Origin of the sequence: Mesorhizobium sp. M7A.F.Ca.MR.245.00.0.0 (assembly GCF_003997415.1) — a bacterium.
Classification (GTDB): Bacteria; Pseudomonadota; Alphaproteobacteria; order Rhizobiales; family Rhizobiaceae; genus Mesorhizobium.
In genome coordinates this window covers 29,389-49,059 of record NZ_RZTE01000019.1, presented here as the reverse complement: position 1 = coordinate 49,059, position 19,671 = coordinate 29,389, and the positions used below count along the sequence as shown (strand labels likewise).

At 62.0% G+C, this 19,671-nt stretch carries 18 protein-coding genes; 16 read left to right on the top strand and 2 right to left on the bottom strand.

The window, feature by feature from the left end:
* Position 1 precedes the first annotated feature (1 nt).
* Genes tssB through EOB80_RS19660 form a run of 16 tightly spaced genes read left to right on the top strand, consistent with a single transcriptional unit; the run spans position 2 to position 18,888 of the window.
* Complete coding sequence (tssB, locus tag EOB80_RS19735; protein ID WP_027035514.1) at positions 2-541, top strand: type VI secretion system contractile sheath small subunit; 540 nt, start codon at positions 2-4, stop codon at positions 539-541.
* Positions 542-544: 3 nt separating this feature from the next.
* Complete coding sequence (tssC, locus tag EOB80_RS19730) at positions 545-2,050, top strand: type VI secretion system contractile sheath large subunit (RefSeq protein ID WP_027035515.1); 1,506 nt, start codon at positions 545-547, stop codon at positions 2,048-2,050.
* A 47-nt stretch (positions 2,051-2,097) separates the two neighbouring features.
* Positions 2,098-2,559, top strand: a complete 462-nt coding sequence (tssD, locus tag EOB80_RS19725; RefSeq protein ID WP_027035516.1) for a type VI secretion system tube protein TssD — start codon at positions 2,098-2,100, stop codon at positions 2,557-2,559.
* A complete protein-coding gene (tssE, locus tag EOB80_RS19720) occupies positions 2,546-3,301 on the top strand; it encodes a type VI secretion system baseplate subunit TssE (RefSeq protein ID WP_127329109.1) in 756 nt (251 codons plus the stop codon). The genes tssD and tssE overlap by 14 nt, the downstream gene beginning before the upstream one ends.
* A gap of 1 nt (position 3,302) precedes the next feature.
* Entirely contained in the window at positions 3,303-5,177 is a 1,875-nt protein-coding gene (gene tssF / locus EOB80_RS19715) for a type VI secretion system baseplate subunit TssF (protein WP_127329107.1), read from the top strand.
* The gene (gene tssG / locus EOB80_RS19710; RefSeq protein WP_127329105.1) at positions 5,141-6,208 is read left to right on the top strand and encodes a type VI secretion system baseplate subunit TssG; all 1,068 of its coding nucleotides are present in this window, start codon (positions 5,141-5,143) and stop codon (positions 6,206-6,208) included. Before tssF ends, tssG begins: the two co-directional genes overlap by 37 nt.
* The gene (tagH, locus tag EOB80_RS19705) at positions 6,205-7,677 is read left to right on the top strand and encodes a type VI secretion system-associated FHA domain protein TagH (protein ID WP_127329103.1); all 1,473 of its coding nucleotides are present in this window, start codon (positions 6,205-6,207) and stop codon (positions 7,675-7,677) included. The genes tssG and tagH overlap by 4 nt, the downstream gene beginning before the upstream one ends.
* A 3-nt stretch (positions 7,678-7,680) precedes the next feature.
* Positions 7,681-8,133: a type VI secretion system lipoprotein TssJ gene (gene tssJ, locus EOB80_RS19700; RefSeq protein ID WP_023809147.1), complete on the top strand. Its 453-nt coding sequence runs from the start codon at positions 7,681-7,683 to the stop codon at positions 8,131-8,133.
* Positions 8,134-8,172: 39 nt separating this feature from the next.
* Positions 8,173-9,507 carry a type VI secretion system baseplate subunit TssK gene (tssK, locus tag EOB80_RS19695; RefSeq protein ID WP_127329101.1) on the top strand — a complete coding sequence of 445 codons (1,335 nt, stop codon included), beginning with the start codon at positions 8,173-8,175 and terminating at the stop codon, positions 9,505-9,507.
* A gap of 4 nt (positions 9,508-9,511) precedes the next feature.
* Positions 9,512-10,834, top strand: a complete 1,323-nt coding sequence (icmH, locus tag EOB80_RS19690; RefSeq protein ID WP_127318095.1) for a type IVB secretion system protein IcmH/DotU — start codon at positions 9,512-9,514, stop codon at positions 10,832-10,834.
* A gap of 1 nt (position 10,835) precedes the next feature.
* Positions 10,836-14,372 (top strand): type VI secretion system membrane subunit TssM, encoded by a 3,537-nt coding sequence (gene tssM / locus EOB80_RS19685; protein ID WP_127329099.1) that lies wholly within the window; start codon positions 10,836-10,838, stop codon positions 14,370-14,372.
* Positions 14,369-14,896: a type VI secretion system-associated protein TagF gene (gene tagF / locus EOB80_RS19680; protein ID WP_127318099.1), complete on the top strand. Its 528-nt coding sequence runs from the start codon at positions 14,369-14,371 to the stop codon at positions 14,894-14,896. Before tssM ends, tagF begins: the two co-directional genes overlap by 4 nt.
* A complete protein-coding gene (locus tag EOB80_RS19675) occupies positions 14,896-15,999 on the top strand; it encodes a DUF2169 domain-containing protein (RefSeq protein ID WP_127329097.1) in 1,104 nt (367 codons plus the stop codon). The genes tagF and EOB80_RS19675 overlap by 1 nt, the downstream gene beginning before the upstream one ends.
* On the top strand, positions 15,996-17,018 hold the full coding sequence (locus EOB80_RS19670) for a 3-oxoacyl-ACP synthase (protein ID WP_127329095.1): 1,023 nt from the start codon (positions 15,996-15,998) through the stop codon (positions 17,016-17,018). Before EOB80_RS19675 ends, EOB80_RS19670 begins: the two co-directional genes overlap by 4 nt.
* Positions 17,018-17,965 (top strand): DUF4150 domain-containing protein, encoded by a 948-nt coding sequence (locus EOB80_RS19665; RefSeq protein ID WP_027035528.1) that lies wholly within the window; start codon positions 17,018-17,020, stop codon positions 17,963-17,965. Before EOB80_RS19670 ends, EOB80_RS19665 begins: the two co-directional genes overlap by 1 nt.
* Complete coding sequence (locus EOB80_RS19660) at positions 17,965-18,888, top strand: hypothetical protein (RefSeq protein WP_127329093.1); 924 nt, start codon at positions 17,965-17,967, stop codon at positions 18,886-18,888. Before EOB80_RS19665 ends, EOB80_RS19660 begins: the two co-directional genes overlap by 1 nt.
* An 8-nt stretch (positions 18,889-18,896) precedes the next feature.
* Here EOB80_RS19660 and EOB80_RS19655 read toward each other — a convergent pair whose 3' ends face one another.
* Positions 18,897-19,244: a hypothetical protein gene (locus EOB80_RS19655; protein WP_127318107.1), complete on the bottom strand. Its 348-nt coding sequence runs from the start codon at positions 19,242-19,244 to the stop codon at positions 18,897-18,899.
* Positions 19,241-19,663, bottom strand: coding sequence for a DUF6484 domain-containing protein (locus EOB80_RS19650; RefSeq protein WP_127318109.1), 423 nt, complete (start codon positions 19,661-19,663; stop codon positions 19,241-19,243). Before EOB80_RS19650 ends, EOB80_RS19655 begins: the two co-directional genes overlap by 4 nt.
* Positions 19,664-19,671: the final 8 nt, after the last annotated feature.

Genomic DNA, 19,671 nt, shown 5'->3' with positions numbered 1-19,671 from the left:
CATGCCAGCCGAAAGCAAAGCGAAGGTCATCGAACGAAATCGCGCACCGCGGGTGCAGATCGCCTACGACGTGGAAACCTACGGTAGCCCGACGACGATCGAATTGCCGTTTGTCATGGGCGTGATGGCCGACCTTTCCGGTGCTTCGCAGACCAAGGAAGCGTCAAAGTCGGTGCTGGACCGTTCCTTTGTCGAGACCGACGCGAACCGCTTCCCCAAATTCATGGAGGCGCTCGGACCACGAGTGAAAGCCCGCGTGAAGAATACGCTGCCTCAGGCTGAGGGCGCCGAGCGGGACGAGGAACTGGCGCTCGACCTTACATTTTCCAGAATGGGCGATTTCGCCCCGGACAAGATTGCCGAGCAAGTTCCGCAACTGGCCGAGATCCTCAAGATGCGGCGCCAGCTCGAGGAGCTGCTTGGCTTCATGGATGGCCGCGTCGACGCCGAAAAACGCATCGCGCAACTTCTGAACAACGAACCACTTCTTGGCAAGATCGCCAGCCAGGCGCTGGCCGACGACGACAAGGTTGGGGAGTAAATCATGGCCGAACAGCAAAAGACCGCCGCCGTCGCCGCCGAGGCGGAAGCCATAGATCTTGGAGAATTCAGCGGGCTCCTCGAGAAGGATTTCAAGGTCAAGAAGGACGACAGCGAGAAACTGCAGCAACTCGTGCGCAATCTCGCACTCGCGGCGCAGTCCCGTTCCGATACCACCACCATCTCCTCCAATGCGATCAAGTCGATCAAGTCGCTGATTGCGGGCATCGACAAGATGCTGACGACACAGGTCAACGAGATCCTGCACGCGCCCGAAGTGCGTGAGATGGAAGGCACATGGCGCGGCCTCTGGTATCTCATCAACAACACCGAGACGGATCAGAAGCTGAAGATCCGGGTGATGAACATCTCCAAGGAGCAACTGGCCGACACGCTCGAAGACTACGAAGGCCAGATGTGGGATCAGAGCCCGATCTTCAAGAAAGTCTATACGGACGAGTATTCGATGCTTGGCGGCGAGCCGATCGGCTGTGTGATTGGCGCCTACGAATTCTCGAACCACCCGCGCGACGTCGGTTTGTTGCGTAACATCTCCGGCATCTGTGCTTCAGCACACACGCCGTTTATCGCAGCCGCCTCGCCGCGCCTGTTCCGCATGGACAGCTGGCAGGAATTGCCGAACCCGCAAGATCTCCAGCAGATCGTCTCCAACCCGGCCTATGCCTCGTGGCAGTCGCTGCGCGAGAGCGAGGACGCTCGCTATATCGGCCTGACCATGCCGCGTGTTCTGGCGCGGCTGCCATACGGCACGGATACCGTTCCGGTAAAGGGCTTCACCTTCGAGGAAGAGGTGCAGGGCGATCACAACAAATATGTCTGGATGAACGCCGCCTTCCCTATGGGCGTGAACATAAACCGCAGCCACAAGCTCTATGGCTGGGGCACGCAGATCCGCGGCGTCGAGAATGGCGGCACGGTGCTCAACCTGCCGGTGCACAGCTTCCCGACCGATGACGGGTCGATCGCGATGAAATGTCCGACCGAAGTCGCCATCGACGACCGGCGCGAAGCGGAACTGGCCAAGCTAGGCCTGATGCCGATCCTGCATCGAAAGAACACCGATCTCGCGGCCTTCATCGGCGCACACTCACTGCAGGACGACGAGACGCGGGCGGGGCGGCTGGTCGACCCCGACGCGCAGTCCAATGAGCGGCTGAGCGCCAACCTGCCCTATCTCTTCCCGGTCTCGCGCTTTGCGCATTACCTCAAGGCCATTGCGCGCGACAAGGTCGGCTCGTTCAAAGAGCGCTCCGACATGCAGATCTGGCTGACCGAATGGATCAACCGATATGTGCTGGCCAACCCGGCCTTCGCCGACGACAAGGCGCGCGCCAAGCGCCCGCTTGCCGCGGCCGAGGTTCAGGTGGACAGCGTTGAGGGGCGGCCGGGCTATTACAACGCCCGCTTCTATTTGCGTCCGCATTACCAGCTCGAGGGCATCAATGCCTCGCTCCGACTGGTCTCGGAACTACCGTCCGTGAAGACTTGAATTGCAGCAACACCATCTTGGTTTTTTAAAAGCGGTGGAGAAAGACAATGCCCACAGGTACGAAGATTGATGGCTTTCTAAAAGTTCCGGATATCAAAGGCCCAAGCGTTCGTGATGGCCACGAGGACGAAATCGAGATCCATGGGGTCGATTACAAGATAGTCGCGCCATACGATCCGAATTCGCTCTCGCGCCGCGGCCGTGTCTCCTTGGGAATGATCAAGTTCACCAAGCACTACGACAAGTCCTCGCCCTATCTGAAGAAGGCACTGTTCGAAAACAAGGCGCTGGACGAAGTGGTGTTCTCGGCTCGCCGGACCATCGATGGCGAGACGAATGATTACCTGGTCGTCACCCTCACCGACGCCTCGATCATGGAATACGACCTGTCGCAGGCGGAGGATGAGGAAGACCTGATCGAGGAAGAGGTCAGCTTCGCCTACAAGAAGATCAAGTTCGTCTATGACGGCAATGACGAAATCGAAATGGATGTCTATGTCGGCAAGTGAGGGCCGGCGGCCCGACGCGGACAAGCTGCAGGTTACCGCTGGTTCGCGAGCAAAACGCGAAGCGGTCCAGCCCTCTCTCTGGGACCGCCTCGTAAACGACCTGCCGGGCATGACCTCCGAGATAGACGGGCTGCGCCAGGCCTTGCAGGACGAACTCGGCGCGGACCGGCTGGAGGGTCTGGTTGCGGGCAGCGCGCGGCTCATCGATGCCGATGCGGAGCTGACGGCCGATCAGAAGCGGCGCCTGCACCGCCTGGCCTTTCAGATCCAGCATCGCGTGGAGATGGAAAGCCGCGGCGTGGTCGTGTCCGCCCGCGTGCTCCGGGAGGCCGTGCGGCGCGATATCGAGGCCCTGTTCAACACCGAGCGTTTCGAGGCTGTTCCGCTTCTTTCCGATGTCGAAAGCGAGCAGGCAGCGGACAACCCGCCGTCGCTCGCTGATTTCCCGGAGGTGCGCCGAAGCGTGATCAACTACGGCGTGCCCTCCTTTTCGGGCCGTTCCTCCCGCGATTTTGATCGCGAGGCGCTCGCCCGCGAGATCCGCTCGGTGCTTGCTACCTTCGAGCCACGCCTCAAGGAAAGTACGACGAAGGTCACCGTGACGCTTGGCGACAAGAGCGTGGGTTTGAAGATCGAGATTGACGCGGTGCTGATCATGACGCCGACGCCGGAACGCATGCGCCTGCGCACCACGATCAATCTCGACAACGGCTTGGCGCGGACCGAATTTAGGGAGGCCTGAGATGGATCGGGTCTTCGTAGAATATTACGAGGAGGAACTGACCCATATCCGTGCGCTGGCGGCGGAATTTGCCGACCTGCATCCGGCGGTGGCGCGCAATCTCTCGCTCGACACGGTGCCGTGTCCAGATCCGTATGTCGAGCGGTTGCTTGACGGCGTCGCTTTTCTCGCGGCGCGCACCCGGCTGAAAGTCGATGCCGAGCGCTCGCGGTTTTCACGCAGCGTGCTGGATGTCCTCTATCCCGATCTGGTCACGCCGGCGCCGGCAACGGCTATGGTGGTGCTGAAACCCGGCCAGCAGGTCCAGACGATGGTTGCCGGCCATGTCGTCAAGCGCAACACCCGGCTGGTCTCCGGCCTGCAGCCCGGCCTTTCGACGCGCTGCACCTTCACCACCGCCCAGGACGTCACGCTGTGGCCGATAGCGGTGACTTCGGTAAGCTACTTTCAAGATCGCAGCGCGCTGGCGGCGGCCGGCATAGGGCCGATCGGCGGTGTGGCCGGCGAGGCGGCGCTCCGCATCGTGCTGGCCCGAACCGGAAAAGGCAGGCTCGACGAATTGTCGCTCGACAAGCTTGATCTCTATTTTTCCGGGCGCACCAAGGCACCGTTAATTTTCGACGCGATTTTCGGCGCTTGTTCGGCCGTTGGCGCACGCGCGGAAGGCAAGACCAACCTCGCATCGCCCTTGCCGGAACCCGAAATGATCGGCATCAGCGACGACGAAGCCCTGATGCCTCGGACCCGTCCGACATTCGAGGGGTACCGTCTGCTGCGCGAATATTTCATGATGCCCGAGCGCTTTCACTATGCGCGGATTTCCGGACTGCAGCCCGTCGTGCGCCGATGCGCCGCCGGGCTCGAGATCATCTTCATGTTCAGGCGTCCAGTGCCCGAGCTTGCCGACTTGACCCCGGCCGATTTCGAACTTTTCGCAACGCCGATCATCAATCTCTTCGAGCGTGAGTGCAACGTCATCGAGCTTGATCCGCGCAGGACGCGCCAGGTGCTGCATGCCGACCGAACGCGGGCGCGTGACTTCGAAATCTATCGGGTCATCCGCGTGGAGGACGCCGACACCGGGGGCAGCGATGCCGAAATTCCGGAGCTCTTCAGCCTGGGTCAGAATCGTGGCAGTGGCTGGGTCTACTCGACCGAGCGGCGTCCTCGTCGCGCGACGGAAGACGAGCGGCGCGACGGGCTGACCCGCACCTCCTACGCAGGAGACGATGTTTTCCTGGCAGTTTCACGCCCGGTGGAAAGCCAGGCGAACCGGTCGCTGAAGCGTGTCGACATCGTGGCGCTTTGCACCAACCGCGATCTGCCGATCCTCGATGACAATCCCACTTTGACGCTGGAGGCCGGCGACCCGGTCGAAATGGTGCAGCTTCTCGGCGCGTTGCGTCCGCCTCGCCCGGCCATCCCCGCGGCGCTGCCTTCGGGCGCGGCGGGCGAATCGCGCGCCGACAATCTCGCCTGGCGGCTGGTGGCGCAACTGGCGCTCAATTTTCTCAGCCTTGCCAAGGAAGGCCGCGGCGTCGATCCGCTGCATGCGCTGCTTAATCTTTACGCCGACCGGGGAGATCCGAGCCTTGCCCGCAACGTGCATTCGATCGTTCGCATCGACTCGCGGTCGGTCATCGAACGGCTGCAGATCGACGGCCCGATGTGCTTTGGACGTGGCACGGAAGTAACATTGCATGTCGACCAGTCGGTCCTGGCAGGGCAAAGCACATTGCTGCTTTCGGCCCTGCTGGCACGGCTGTTTGCCCGGCATGCCGGAATAAACGGCTTCGTGCGAACCCGTACGCGGCTGCTGCAGAAGCAGGAGGATGTGCCATGGCCGATGACGCCCGGCAATCGCTACCTGATCTAGACACAGTCGACCCGAACCATGCCGAGGCGCTGTCCGGGACGTTCGACTTCTTCGAACTGTTGCGCCGACTCGAACGGAGGGGCGGGCTGTTCGGCTATTCCGGCTCGCCAGAGCGCGAGCCTGCAAGGCTCGGACAGCATGTGCGTCTTAGCTTTTCGGCCAGGGACGTGGTTGAATTCCACGACGCGAAGGACAAGGCTCCGGCCAGGGTCACCGTCGCAAATCTCGGCCTGATGGGACCCGAAGGACCCCTGCCGCTGCATCTGACACGCTGGGTGCTCGATCGTCTGTCGCAGCGCTGGTTCACCGGCGCCGATGCCCAGCAAACCAGCGACACGACATTCGTGGACTTCGTCAACATTCTTCAGCACCGCATGATCGCCCTGTATTATCGGGCATGGGCGGATGCGCATCCGGCCGTACAGGTCGAACGCGCGGTCGGCGGGCGCGTTCGCGCCATGCTCGAAGCCATGGCGGGAATAGGACTTCCGGGCACCCAGAACACCGATCTCGATACGGTGAAGCTTCGCCAGGCGGCTTCGCTCGCCAGCCAGGTCGACGGTCCGGAACGGCTGACGCTGTTCCTGGCGGAAGCGTTCAAGGTGCCGGTTCAGATCAAGGAGTTCATCGCCGCCTGGATAACCATCCCAACCGGGCTCCAGACCCGTCTTGCAAAAGCCTATGCAGGGCTTGGCCGAGGAGCGACGATCGGCCCGCGCGTTTTCAACCGCCAAAGCCGAGTCGAGCTCCGTGTCGGCCCGCTGGGGTACGAGGATTTCAAGGCGTTCCTGCCCGGTGGCCAGCGGTTCAAACTGTTCGAGGAAGCCGTTCGCGACATGGTCGGGGAATCGCTCGACGTCGATCTGCGCATCGTGCTTGCGCGGGAAGCCGTGCCGCCGCCCCGTCTCGGAGCGGTACAGCTTGGCCGAACTGCCTGGCTTGCGCGGCCTGTTGAAAGGGGCGATGCTGACGATCTGCGGCTGCGCACAATCGTCGGATGGCAGCCGGAAATGGCGGGGGTCGCGGCATGAGCCTGCTGCTGACGCTGGAGCAAGGGCCACGCGCCCAGGCCGTACGGCACACCCGGCTGGACGAAGGCGAGCTGGTGATCGGCCGCAGCGCGGACGCAGGCTGGCAGATTGACGATCCCGACATGTTCGTTTCGCGAGCTCATTGCAGGATCTCGGGCGGGCGAGATGGATATTTCGTCACCGATACGTCAAGCAGCGGATTGTTCATAAACGATTCTGACAGCCCGCTCGGCGCCGGCAAGTCGACGCGTCTTCAAAGCGGTATGCGGCTAAGACTGGGCGACTACGTCGTCTATGTCGATCTGCAGACGCCAACCGCCCAAGCACCCACAGCCGGCCAGCCGGCTCCGGAACGCCTGCCGCCGGCATCCCGGGCGCCGGTGAGCATCGGCCACGACGACTTCTTTTCCGCCACGGTCGAAGAAGAGCCGCGACGGCCACGTCCGGCGGATTTGCCGGACCCGTTCGAACGGCCGGTTCCAGGCGCGTTCGAGCGTGCCACCTCCGGCCAGCGCAGTTCGCCTGGTTTCGATGACCCGTTCAGCCTCGATCCGGTTTCAACGCCTGTGTCGAAAAATGCCGCCTCTTACCGCGAACCGGGCGGCGCGGCGAACCAGGCGGACCCCTTCGGCCTCGACCCCGTGCCGTCTCCCAACCGGGGAGCCGAACCCGCTCATGGAAAGCCGTCCGATTTCAAGGATGATTTTGGTTTCGGATCGGCCGCGGCGCCCGGTTCGGCAAACGGCACCGGCTCGGCCGGACAGCGCGAGCGCATCGCCCAACGACCACAATCCGCCAATCCCTGGGATTTGCCCGCGCAAGCGGCTGACGTCCCGCCTCCGGCGCGGGCAGGTGCTGCTGCCAAACCCGCCCGCCTGCCGGCAGCGCCGCAACTGGGGGACATGGCGCTCCGCTCCGCATTCCTGCATGGCATGGGTGTCGAGGAAGCCGATTTCCCCGAGCGCGACAGCATTGCGGAAATGGAGAAGTTTGGCCGCGAATATCGGTTGATGATGGAAGGCCTGATGCAGCTTCTGCGCAAACGGGCCGAGGAAAAAGGAAACGCTCGCGTCGCCCAGACCATGGTTGGGGCTTCCGAAGTCAATCCGCTCAAGTTTCTGCCGACGGTCGACGACGCCATCGTCACGCTTCTCGCCGAGCGCAGCCCCGGATTTCTCGCCGGCGAAGCGGCAATCGCCGACGCGGTTCGCGACCTCGCCCAACATCACGTGCGCGCCTGGCGCGGCGTACAGGGCGCCTTGCGGCGGATGATTGACCGTTTTGACCCGACAGCGATCGAGGAAGAGCTGAAATCGAATTCCGCGATCGGCACGCTGCTTTCGGGCGGGCGCAGCGCCAAGCTGTGGGAGCTTTACCAGAAACGCCACCGTGAAATCGCCGAGAGCGCGGAAAAAAGCTTTCTGGGCGAAATCGGCGCTGATTTTCGGGATGCATATGAGGAGGAGTGAGACATGATCGATCGACGCGAATTCATTGTCGCCCTGGGCGCAACCGGGCTGCTTACGGCTTGCCAGAGCGGGCCGCCGAAACCATCGGTGATCACCGTCAAACTGACCGGCGGGGCCGGTATGAACCCGGGACCGGGCGGCGGCGACCGGCCGGTGACGGTCCTCGTCATGCGGCTGCGCAGCACCGGCAAATTCAATTCCGCCGACTACTTTGCCTTGCAGGGGGATGCCGGTTCGGCACTCGCAGGCGACCTCATCGGATCCGACCAGATCGCCGTCGGGCCGGGAAAGACCGCGTCCAAGACCATCACGGTCGAGCCGGACGCGACGGCGCTGGGCTTTGTTGCACTGATCCGCGAGCCCGGCGGCCGAAACTGGCGCACAACCAAATCAGTGTCGGCGGGATCACAATTTACGGTCAACGTCTCGCTTGGCAGCGGCGGCATTTCCGCTTAGCGGCCAGGGCAAGGGGAGCTCGATGCAGAGAGTAGCGGCATGAGCGATGCAAACAGAGTGTTGTGGTCCGAAGGTCTGTTTCTCCGGACCCAGCATTTCCAGCAGCAGGATCGCTTTATCGAGGCGACGGTGCGCGGCGCGTTGCAGGCCGGGCAGTTGCATACGTTCGGCTTTCAGCAACTGACGCTGGATCAGGCATTGCTGGAGGCCGGCCAGATCTCGATCCTGTCCGCACGGGGCATCTTTCCGGACGGGACACCTTTCTCCATTCCAGACATGATGGACGCGCCGCGACCACTGCTGGTCACCCCAGACACGGGCGCCGGGCCGGTGCTGGTCGCCTTGCCGCTGGAGCCTCCCGGCGGTGTCGGCTTCGATCCGGCACACGCGGCCGCCTCGGGAGCACGATATCACGGGCGGATCGTCTCGGTGCGTGACGCCGTCCAGGGCGGTTCAGATCCTGAAGAAATCGAGATCGCCCGTCCGCAGGCGCTGCTGCTTGCACCCGGCAAGCCGGTCGGTGGCTACACGGCCTTGCCGATAGCCGACCTCAAGGGGGTTCGGGCCGATGGTGGCGTCTCTGTGGACGAGACCTTCCTGCCGCCGACACTGATTACCGGCGCGGTGGCCTGGTATCGGCAATTGCTTCTGGAAGTTGTCACAGGCCTCGACCAGATCGCCGAGGCGCATGGCAAGATGGTCATGGGCGGGCCTGGGCGCAGCGTCGAAGATCTGCTGATGCTCAATCTCGCCAATGCGGCGCGTCCGCGGCTCGCCCACATGCTGGCGCAAGATGTCTTCCATCCGGCCGCGCTTTACCTGGAACTTGCCGGGCTCGCTGGTTCGATGGCGACATACGGATCGAGCGCGCGGCGCCTGGGCGAATTACCCGCTTACGATCACATGGCGCCAGGCCCCGCCTATTCGGCGCTGGCGGATGCGCTGCGCTCGCTCATCCTCAGCCTGCGTTACATCGAGCCTAAATCGCGTGCGCTGCCTGTCATGCGGCATTCGACCAATGTCTGGAAAATCCGCATCGACAACCCGAAGCTGCTGGTGGCCAGCCGGATCGTCATCCGGGTCGGTTCGGAGCTGTCGGAGGACGCGCTGCGCAAGATCTTCGTCAATCAGGCGACTGTCGGCTCGGCCGATCAGTTCGAGGGCCTGTGGAAATCGCGTTTGCCCGGCATTCCGCTGAAACCGCTCCATTCCCAGCCGCGCGAGATCCCTTACGATGGCGATCGGCTGTGCCTCGAACTGGACCAGAAAAGCGAGCATTGGGCGTCACTGCTCGATGCTCCCGGCTTCGTCATTGGCGTTTCGGGTGTGTTGCCGAGCGAGCCGCAGGTGGACTGCTATTCGGTGAACAGGTGAGATCATGAGCCGCGATGATCCTTTCGGACTGTCGGAGGATCGCGAACGCACCCGCATACGATTGACCGGAGCGCCGATGCCGCGACCCATGGCGCCGCTGTTGCCGGGGGCGGTGGTAAAGCGGTCTCGCACCCACCCGAACGCGCTTGTCAACGCATTCGCACCCTTGCTCGAGTTCGCTCCCGAGCTTGAAAGCGCGCTGCCGCCGGAGAATCCGGAAACGTTGCGCACCCGATTGCTCGAAGAACTGGTTCGGGCACGCGACATGGCAATGTCGACGGGATCCTCTATGGAGAGGGCCGATCAGGCAGCCTGGATCGTGGCGGCGTTGCTCGATGATCTGGCTCTGAACACGCCCTGGGGTGGGGCCAGCGCCTGGCCTCGGCAGCCGCTTGTGGTCATGCTGCGTGGCGATGTCGATGCCGGCACGCAGTTCTTCACGCGTCTCGACGAACTGGAGCGCCATCCCAACCGCGATCGCGAATTGCTGGAACTGCAGTATGATTGCATGGCGCTCGGTTTCCGCGGCAAATATCGCGTGCCTGGGCGATCAGGCGACCGTTCGCTCAATGCCGTTCGCGTGGCGGCGGCACGCTTCCTGCGCGATGCCGACGCTGAAGGCGCGCCACTGTCACCAAACTGGAAGGGCGTGATCGCATCCGACGAACCGCAGCGCTTCATCGTTCCGATCTGGGTTATGGCGCTCGGTGCGGCGGTTGTTGCCACTGCCATCCATATCGGACTCTCGATGGGACTGAGCAGCCAGGCGGTCGAGCTTTCCGCACTTGTGCGCACGTTGCCGCCGCCTGCACGCGGCGACATCAGCCGTACGTCGCCCAAGGTCGATGCCCCGCCGCCGGAGAAGGTGGATTTTGCGCTGTTGCCGGAATTTCAGGCCGGAGCGCCGGCCGACCTCAGATCCGCCCTCAGCGGCACCGAGAGCGTTTCGCTGGCCAAGCTGATCATCCAGGCCTCCAACCCCGAACTGTTCCAGTCGTCGCGGCCACAACTGACCGAAGGTTTCGAGCCCCTGATCGGTTCGATCGCCAAGGTGATCCTCGCCAATCAGGAGCTGATCGGAAACATCACGGTGATCGGCCATACGGACGGCGTTCCTCTGCAAAAGACCAATCCGCTGTCGACCAACCAGCGGCTGTCCGAGGCTCGCGCCCAGACGATTGCCGACATGCTGGTCCAGAACGGAGTGCCACGGGACCGCGTCCATTCCGAGGGCCGCGCGGCCACCGATCCAGTGGCCAGCGACAGCACGCGCCAGGGGCGAGCCTTGAACCGCCGCGCCGAGGTGCTTGTCGAAAAGAGGCTGTGAGATGTTCATCCTGCGCTTCCTCTGGGCGGTTCTGACATCGCGCTGGCTGTGGACGCTGATCGGCATCACGCTGCTTTCCCTGGTCATCTGGGTGTTCGGTCCGATCGTCAGGGTCGGTCCCTACGAACCGTTCGCCTCTGAAAATGTGCGCATCGTCATCATCGCGCTGCTGGTCATCTTCTGGCTGATCTGGCTGATCGTCGCCCAGCGCCGGGCGATCCGCGCCAACCGCATGTTCGTCGCCGAGATTGCCGCGCCCGCGGTGGAAAAGCCGCTGAGCCCCGGCGAAGAGAACGTCGCTGCCGTGGGTGCCAAGTTCGCCGAGGTGATGGCCGAACTGAAGCGCCGCAAGCTGGGCGGCCGCAAGTTTCTGCGCGACATGCCGTGGTATGTGATCGTCGGGCCGCCGGCCACCGGCAAGACCACGGCTCTGCGGCAGTCCGGACTGAATTTTCCGATCGACCTCACCGACGACCTGCAAGGGGTCGGCGGCACCCGCAACTGCGACTGGTTCTTTTCCGAAAACGCGGTTCTGATCGATACCGCCGGCCGCTATGTGCAGCAGGAGAGCCAGCCCGATGTGGACGCGGCGGAATGGCTGGGCTTCCTCGACCTTTTGAAGAAGCATCGCGGGCGCCGCGCGCTCAACGGCGTCATCGTGGCGCTTTCGATCGACGTGCTTTCGGAGGGCGACGAAGCCATCAAGGCGCACGGCCGCAAGATCCGCCGCCGGTTGGCCGAGCTCAACGACCGGCTCGAAATCCGCCTTCCGGTCTATCTGATGCTGACCAAGGCCGATCTGATCAAGGGTTTCGAAGCCTTCTTCGGCGGTCTGTCCACCGCCTCGCGCGAGCAGGTGTGGGGAACGACCTTCGCGCTGGATGCGCGCGTGGATGCCAAGACCATCGAACGCGAAATTTCGACGCTGGCGACGGAACTCGAGCGGCGGCTGGTGCCGCGCCTGGAGGATGAGGAAAAACTCGCCGCCCGTGCAGAGATCTTCCGGTTTCCTGCCCAACTCGCAAGCCTGTCCGAACCGATCCAGGTGCTGGTCGAGGCGATGTTCGGCGAAAGCCGGTATGAAGAGGCTGCATGGCTGCGCGGCCTCTATCTGACATCGGCGACTCAGGAAGGGGCGCCTATCGACCGACTGACCGCGGCGCTGTCGTCGTCTTTCGGTCTTCCGCCACGGCGGGTCCTGCCCGCACCAAGGGTCGAGAAACGCAGCTTCTTCCTGAAGAACCTGCTCACCGAAGTCATCTTCAAGGAAGCAGGCCTGGGTACGTTCGACCCGCTAGCGCAACGCCGCCGCGCCTGGATCTGGCGGGGCGCGGCGGCTGCCTGTGCCACAGCGGGCTTGCTGGCCAGTGCGGTGTTTGCCTGGTCCTACTACGACAACCGCAATGCGATCTCGGCCCAGGCAAGCCAGTTCGAAGCGCTGCAGACGCCGTTGACCTCGGCTGCCGCAAACCCGGCATCGGTGCAGCAGCCTGCCATCGACGGCGCGCTCGAGGCAATGGACGCGGTCTCAAATGCCCGGACAGCACCGCCTGCCGCTGTCCAGGATCTGCTAGGGCCATCGGCCTCGGCGGAACTGGTGCGGGCTCAGACCGACACCTACGATCACGCCTTGCGCAACGTGCTAGAGCCGCACATGGTGGCCCTTCTCGAGGCCACCATGTGGCGGCAGATCCGCGATCCGGATTTCATGCTCGGCGCTCTCAAGACCTATCGTATGATGACGGGTCTGTCGCAGATGGATCCCGACTACACCCAGAACTGGTGGGTCAACAGCCTTCCCGAATTCGCGGCCGCAGCACCATTTCCAACCGCCGATGCCGAAGAGCATCAGCTTGCGGCCATCCGCCGGATGACGGTCGACGAAAGCTATATCGGGCCCGACCAGGCGCTGGTTGCCGAAGCGCTGAAAACGGTATGCACGATTTCATTGCCGGCGCGTGCCTACAAGCAATTGCTGGCCGATCCGGTAGTGGCCGGGCTCAAAGAATGGATTCCGGCGAATTTCGCCGGTCCCAACGGCGCCAAGGTTTTTGCGCGTCGCTCCGACAAGACGCTTCGCGTCGGTATTTCGGGAGCATTCACCTATGCAGGCTTCCATGACGCCGTTCTCGACCGGATCGAGGATGTGGCAGCACAAGCGGCGCTGGATCGGGCGGTCTTCGCCGGGGGCTGCTCCGAGAACTCCGAAACGTCCGTGTCGGCGCTGTCCGAAGACATCCTGAAGCTCTACTACGACGACTATATCGCACAGTGGGACAGCTTCCTGCGCGATATGAGGCTGGCGCCGTTGAGCGACCTCAATGTCGCCAGTGAGAATCTGAAGGATCTTTCCAGCGCCGATTCAGCGCTGAAACGCCTGCTCACGGCGGTCGTTCAGGAGACCGAGCTTACCCGGTCCGATGAAGCGCCGGCCGACGACAAGGCGGCGGCCAAGGGCGGCTCGAAACTGCTCGGCAAACTCGGCAAGCTCGGCAAGATCGTCAAAACGGGGGCAAAGCTGCTTCCACGCGCGGGCTCAGCTGACGAGGTGGATCTTACCGGCAACCTGGTGGCCGAACACTTCAAGCCGCTCAAAGGTGCTATTGCCGAGGTCGACGGCCAGCCGCCAGCACTCGACGCCGCGGTGGTGGCTCTGACGGCGCTGTCCAACGTTTTGCAGACGGTCACGGCCAATCCCGATCCCCAGGATGCCATCAAGAAGCAAGGCGGCCTCGCCGAACTGACGGGGGCGGTCGCAAGGCAAGCGCAAATCCTGCCCGACCCGGTCGACGACTGGCTCGGCGGTGTCGCCGGCGACACCAGCGGGTTGACGCAAAAGGCGGTCACCTCGGAGCTCAACGCCATCTGGCGCGCCGACATCCTGCCCTTCTGCCAGGCGGCGCTCAACGACCGCTATCCGTTCAGTCCCGAAAGCGCGGTGGACGTCAATGTCCGCGACTTCGCCCGCCTGTTCGGACCGGCGGGCCTGATCGACGCGTTCACCAACGACCATTTGATCAGCTATGTCGACACCGCCAGCCAGCCGTGGAAATGGCGTGCCGATTTCGGCCTCGACCCTTCGGCGCTGGCGGCTTTCGAGCAGGCCAGGCGGATACGCGACGATCTCTTTCCCGGCGGTACAGGACCGGTGATGAGCTTCACGCTGGAACCCAAGGACCTGTCTCCGAACGTCACGCGCGTAACGCTCAATCTCGATGGCCAGACCCTCGTCTACTTCAACAACGCGACGCGGCCGCAACCGATGACCTGGCCCGGCAAGGACGGCACCGGGGTGATCTCGCTCGCCTTCCAGCCCATCGATGGTTCGCCCGAAATCATGCTCAACGAGACCGGCAGCTGGGCGTGGCTGAGGATGCTGCGCAGCGGCCGATTCACCGGCACTTCGCTGTCGGATGTCTACAGCCTGCGCCTGGGGACGAAAGGCATGTACGCCGATTTCGAGCTCAAGGCCGCCAGCGTCGAAAATCCCTACAACCTGCAAATGTTCAAGAAATTCTCATGTCCGCCGCAGATATGAAGCTGCCTGGCTTTTACGGCAAAATGCCCGCCACCGGGGATTTCGTGACACGGCGGCTGCCGGGCGACTTTGTTCGCGGCTGGGACCGTTGGCTGGCGCAGCATCTCGTCCCGCTGTTCGGCTCGGAATTTTGGCCGAGCACAACCGCGCTGCGCTTCCTGGCTGGCCCGGCTTGCTTCGGCGCATCGGCGGGCATCATTGTGCAGAGCGCCGACAGGGTCGGCAGGCAATTCCCTTTGAGCGTCGTCGCGCAGCTTGCTGAAGCTCCGGTTCGGCTGGCTGACGCCGAGGCGTGGTTTGCCGAGATCGAAGAAGCGGCCATCGCCGCCCAGCACGGCGAGCTGACGCCGGACGAACTGGATACAGTATTGAGCGGACTGCCGGTGCCTCCTGTCGAGGCCGACGACGAGGTCATCAGCGGTATGGTGATGTGGACCGCCCGTTCGGACATTTTCGACATCGATCCGCAATCGCCGCAAGCGACGCTGAAGCAGATTCTCGCCGCCAGCTGGGAGACCAACTGATGCGGATCTTGAACCAGATGGGGTATCCGCACCAATTCACCATGGGCATGGACAAGGCCGGCCATGAGTGGATTGTCGTGGTCGCCAAAGGCACGTTCGACTTCCCCGCCGAGCCGGGCGGACTGGTGCGAAAATCAGCGGAACAGGTGCCCCTGGTGATGGCCGACACACAGACCGGCGTGGCCGGCTACTCGGCCACGCTCTGGGAGACCGACTTCGCCTTCCGCAAACCACGCTGCGACGTGATCGCCAATGGCTGCGCCTATGCGCCGGGCGGGCGCCCGGCAGAGCGCGTGCCGGTCGGCATCAAGGTTGGTAATTGGTCAAAACTGTTCGAGGTTGTCGGCCACCGCGAATGGCGCTCGATCGGGCCGGTTTTTACCGCCACATCGCCGCAACCCTTCCTGAAACTGCCCATTTCCTACGACGTTGCCTGGGGCGGCGTCGACAGGTTGGACCCGGAGGACAAACTTCCCGCCAGCTACAAATACAACCCGGTCGGAACCGGCTGGTCCCGAACCAGGAACCAGCGCCTCGTACCCGGGCTGCGGCTACCGAACACGCAAGCTGTCGACGAAGACATCCGCTCTCCCTTCGGTGATTACAAACCGATGAGCTTTGGCCCGATGGGCCGCGGATGGCCGGGCCGGATCGAGTATGGCGGCACTTACGACGACAATTGGGCCAAGAACATCTTTCCGTTCCTGCCGCCGGATTTCGACGAGCGCTATTTCCAGATGGCGCCGCCTGACCAGCAGATCGACAATCCGCGAGGCGGCGAAGAGGTGGTGCTTGTGAACCTGGCTCCCGAAGGGCGAGTGAGCTTTCGCCTACCGTCGGCAGCATTGCCGATGACGTTGTTCAAAGGCAGGAAAAAGGCCTATGAGGCCGACATATTTCCAGACACCGTTCTGCTCGACCCAGAAAGACGCCGCTTCTCGCTCGTCTGGCGCCTCTCGCAGCGCATTCACAAGACCATCCTCGATTTCTCGGAGTGCTGGGTAGGTCCGCCAACGCCGGCCATGCTGAGAGCGAGGCTCAAGGGAAAACAATATGTTCGTGTTGGCCACATCACGCCCGCACGAGAGAATGAAGACGCATGAGTGCGCAACTCGACATCGTCTCGATAGGCATGGTTACGGCTGTCGGCCTCGACGCGCCGTCAGCTTGCGCGGCAATGCGTGCAAGACTCGACGGTTTCCAGCAAACGCGACTTCGGGGCTCCGCCGGCGAGTGGCTAACCGGTGCGCCAATCGCGTTACCGCGCAATTGGATTGGTGACAGGCGCATGGCGCATCTGGCGGCTGGTGCTATTTGCGAAGCGTTCGAAAGCTTGCCGGAAGCACGCGGCCAAACGGCACTGATCTTATGCCTTCCCGAGGAAGAGCGGCCCGGCCGGCCTGTCAGCGACAATTCCGCTTTGCTTAGGAGCGTTGCAGAAATTGTTGAGGTCGAACCGCATGCACGCTCCAGAATAATAGCGCACGGACGACCTGCAGGCGTTGTCGCATTGGAACATGCTCGCCGGTTGCTGGCATCAGGCGAGGTGCCCTTTGTGATGATTGCCGGCGTCGATAGTTATCTGAAAAGCCAGACAGTCACGCACTATATCTCCTGCAATCGTCTCCTTACGCCGCAAAATCCGAACGGGTTCATACCTGGGGAGGCGGCGGCGGCGATCATTTGCACCCAGGGTCGACAGGGCGGTCTTCGGCTATTTGGGCTTGGGCTCTCTCGCGAAAATGCATCGATCTACAACACTGAAGATTTGCCTTTGCGCGGTGACGGCATGACGGCTGCTTATCGCGCGGCATTCGAAGAAACCGGTATCGAAATGAACCGGCTCGGGTACCGGATCGCTGACCTCGTAGGAGAACAGTACTGGTTCAAGCAAAGCGCTCTTGCCAGCCTGCGCTTACTGCGAGGAAGGCATGAGTTTCAAGACATCTGGTCGCCAGGCGAGTCCCTCGGCAATGTCGGAGCTGCCGTGGTGCCACTCATGCTTGGCATGGCTTTCACCGCGGCACGCAAGGGCTACGCTGCCGGAAATCCGGTTTTGATCGAGGCATCGAACGATGCCGGCGCCTGCGGCGCAGCTATCGTGGCATCGAGGGCCGCGTAATGGGCGGGGTGTTTGCCAACGGCCTGGAAATTTCCGGCAAAGCCGTGAACGCCCAGACCATCGCCGCATTCCCGGATGTTTGCTTTACACCTCCGGAAAACCCCGCAACGCCGCCCGGCGTGCCCATCCCCTACCCTAGTTTCGGATTGGGCAGCGACACAGAGCAAGGGACCGGCACCGTCAAGATCGGCGGCAAGACCGTCAACATCAAGAACAAATCCGACCTGTCCAGAACGTCTGGGACGGAGGCTGGCTGTGCCGCAAAGAAAGGTGTCATCACATCGAAAAATACGGGAAAGGGGTATTTCAACTCATGGTCTAACGATGTGAAGTTTGATGGCGAGCCTGTCATACGTATGACAGATCTTGCCACAAACAACCATGCATCGCCGACTGGCAATACGGTTACATGGCCGCACACGGCCGCCATAACTGTCAGTGGGCAGGACTGTGCAACGATTTTAAATAACGTGGGTATATATGTGCATCAACACAAGGATTCCGATTGTGCGCACCCGACGGAATCCGAGCACTGCTTTGAAAATCAGATGTTCCAGAGGAGTCGCGGCGGCGATAACTATTCCGGCTGGGGAAATTACGACGTCAACACCGCGCCCTGCATTTGCATGGAGTCCTACAAGAAAACCAAGACCGGATACCGCAAATCCGGTTCTGGGTCGAAACGCGGCTCGCCGCACAACAAAAAGACAAAGAAAGTCCGCGATTTCCTGAAGAAGAAGCGCAGTCCGACCTTAGGCGATGCGATCAAGGAGGTGCAGCAGGCTGTCGGCGACCATCACGAGAAGCTGCAGAGCTGCACCAAAAAGGAGAAGGACGACGCGCTCGAATGCCTGAAGCTCGTGCTCATCGACTACCTCATCGATTGCGCCAGAGCCCCGAAACCGACCCCCGCCCAGATACTGGCAAAACCGATAAGGAAGAAGTGATGCGTGAGCCCGAAACGATCGCCGACTTTGACCCAGAAGAAATCGATGTCCAGGCCGTGGACGGATATCATCACGGCGGCAATCGCTTCAGCGCCAGTTTCGAACTGAGCGATCCCGATGACGAATTCAGCCGGTCCTATCTCCTGGAAATTGAGCTTGGGGCGACCATTCGTTTCAATGCACGGCTTCAGATCGAGGACGCGATCCGGTCCCATGTCAGTTTTGGGCCGCAAGACCATGTTGCGCTTGAGCTTGGAGGGATCATCCACGACCTTCCGCCTGGTTCGGCATCACGCACGGAACTGCGCGAAGGCGCACTGACGCGCCTGTGGGCCCCATCGCGCGACCGGATCTTTGCGATCGGAGATCTTGGCGTAAGCTATCTGCGTGAGCGGGGCCAATGGGGGCAGTTGGAGACCTTCGACGAAGCCGTGCTCAACGATATCCACGGTCGTGACGGAAGTCCGGTGTATTGCGCCGGCGACCGCGGGCTTCTGCTGAGACTCGACGGACGGCGCTGGAATCGTATCGATGTGGGCGTCGAGGAGAATTTCAATACCGTCCTGGCCGGACCTCAGGGTGAGGTCTATCTCGGCGGGGCGAACGGGGCAGCCTACGAATTGCGTGACAGCCAGCTGATTGCGTTGAAGGCCGACGAGGTCGACTATTACGATATCTGCGAGTTCCGCGGCAAACGCTACTGGTCGGACATGAGCTACGGCGTTTCGGTGCAGAAGGGACGCGAACTCGTGCCTCTGCTCGAAACGGAACAAGGTTTTACCATGAACGCGACCGAGGAATTTCTTGTTGTTGCAGGCTGGCACGAATTCTTTCTGTTCGACGGCACTGACTGGTCCGGTTTCGAAATGGGCTATGACGGCAATATCTTCCTTCGAACGGTCGACATCAACAACTACCGATAGGATGGGGGTCATCGGTTCTGTTTCAGGGTCACCGCCAGATATTCTCTAACTTTGGGAAGGTCCAGATCCACAATCTGGATCGGTTTTGGTGCGGCCAGCATCCGCAACACGAAGAGTTCACCCGCTTCCGAGAACTCCTCAAAGCGCTCCTGCGCAATTTTTCGACCTTGATCTCCGGCTACCCGCAAACCGTCCAGATGAGCCTCCAACCTTTCAATCAAGCGGGCAAGACGCACTTCGTCCATCTCCGGATTTTCCTCGGGGTGGAGCAGGTGATGGTCGTAGATCGTCCATAGAAACGCCGCCATTTCGGCATGCTGGCGGACGATCTCGCGCAAGATCGGCGCTGCCATCAGTTCAGGTTCACCGAGCCGCCACGGATACGGTTGGTGGCGCTTGCGTGGCTCGTAACGTATGTGCCGCGGATAATGATATGGCCGTCTTTTTCCATGATGATCGTGGCCTTACCACAGCGCAATTCTATTCGTTCTTCACCCACTATCCTTACCTGTTCGCCGTCGCGTTTGACTTGCGCCCGCGGCTTGCGGCTTGGCTCTACAATGCGCCCCACAATCAGTGGTCGACCAACATCTCCGTCTTCAAACAGGAGCGCGACCTCGGAGCCGATCATATCCGAACTCATTTCGGCCAGGCTTCGGGCTCTTACCGCGGTCTCCCTTGTATTGCCCGGGAATACGACGAGCGGTGCTTCGTCATCGAAGCCGAGAAAAACTCCGATTATCACCCCTTCGATCCGCTTCCGAGTCTTGGTCATCCAGCCGC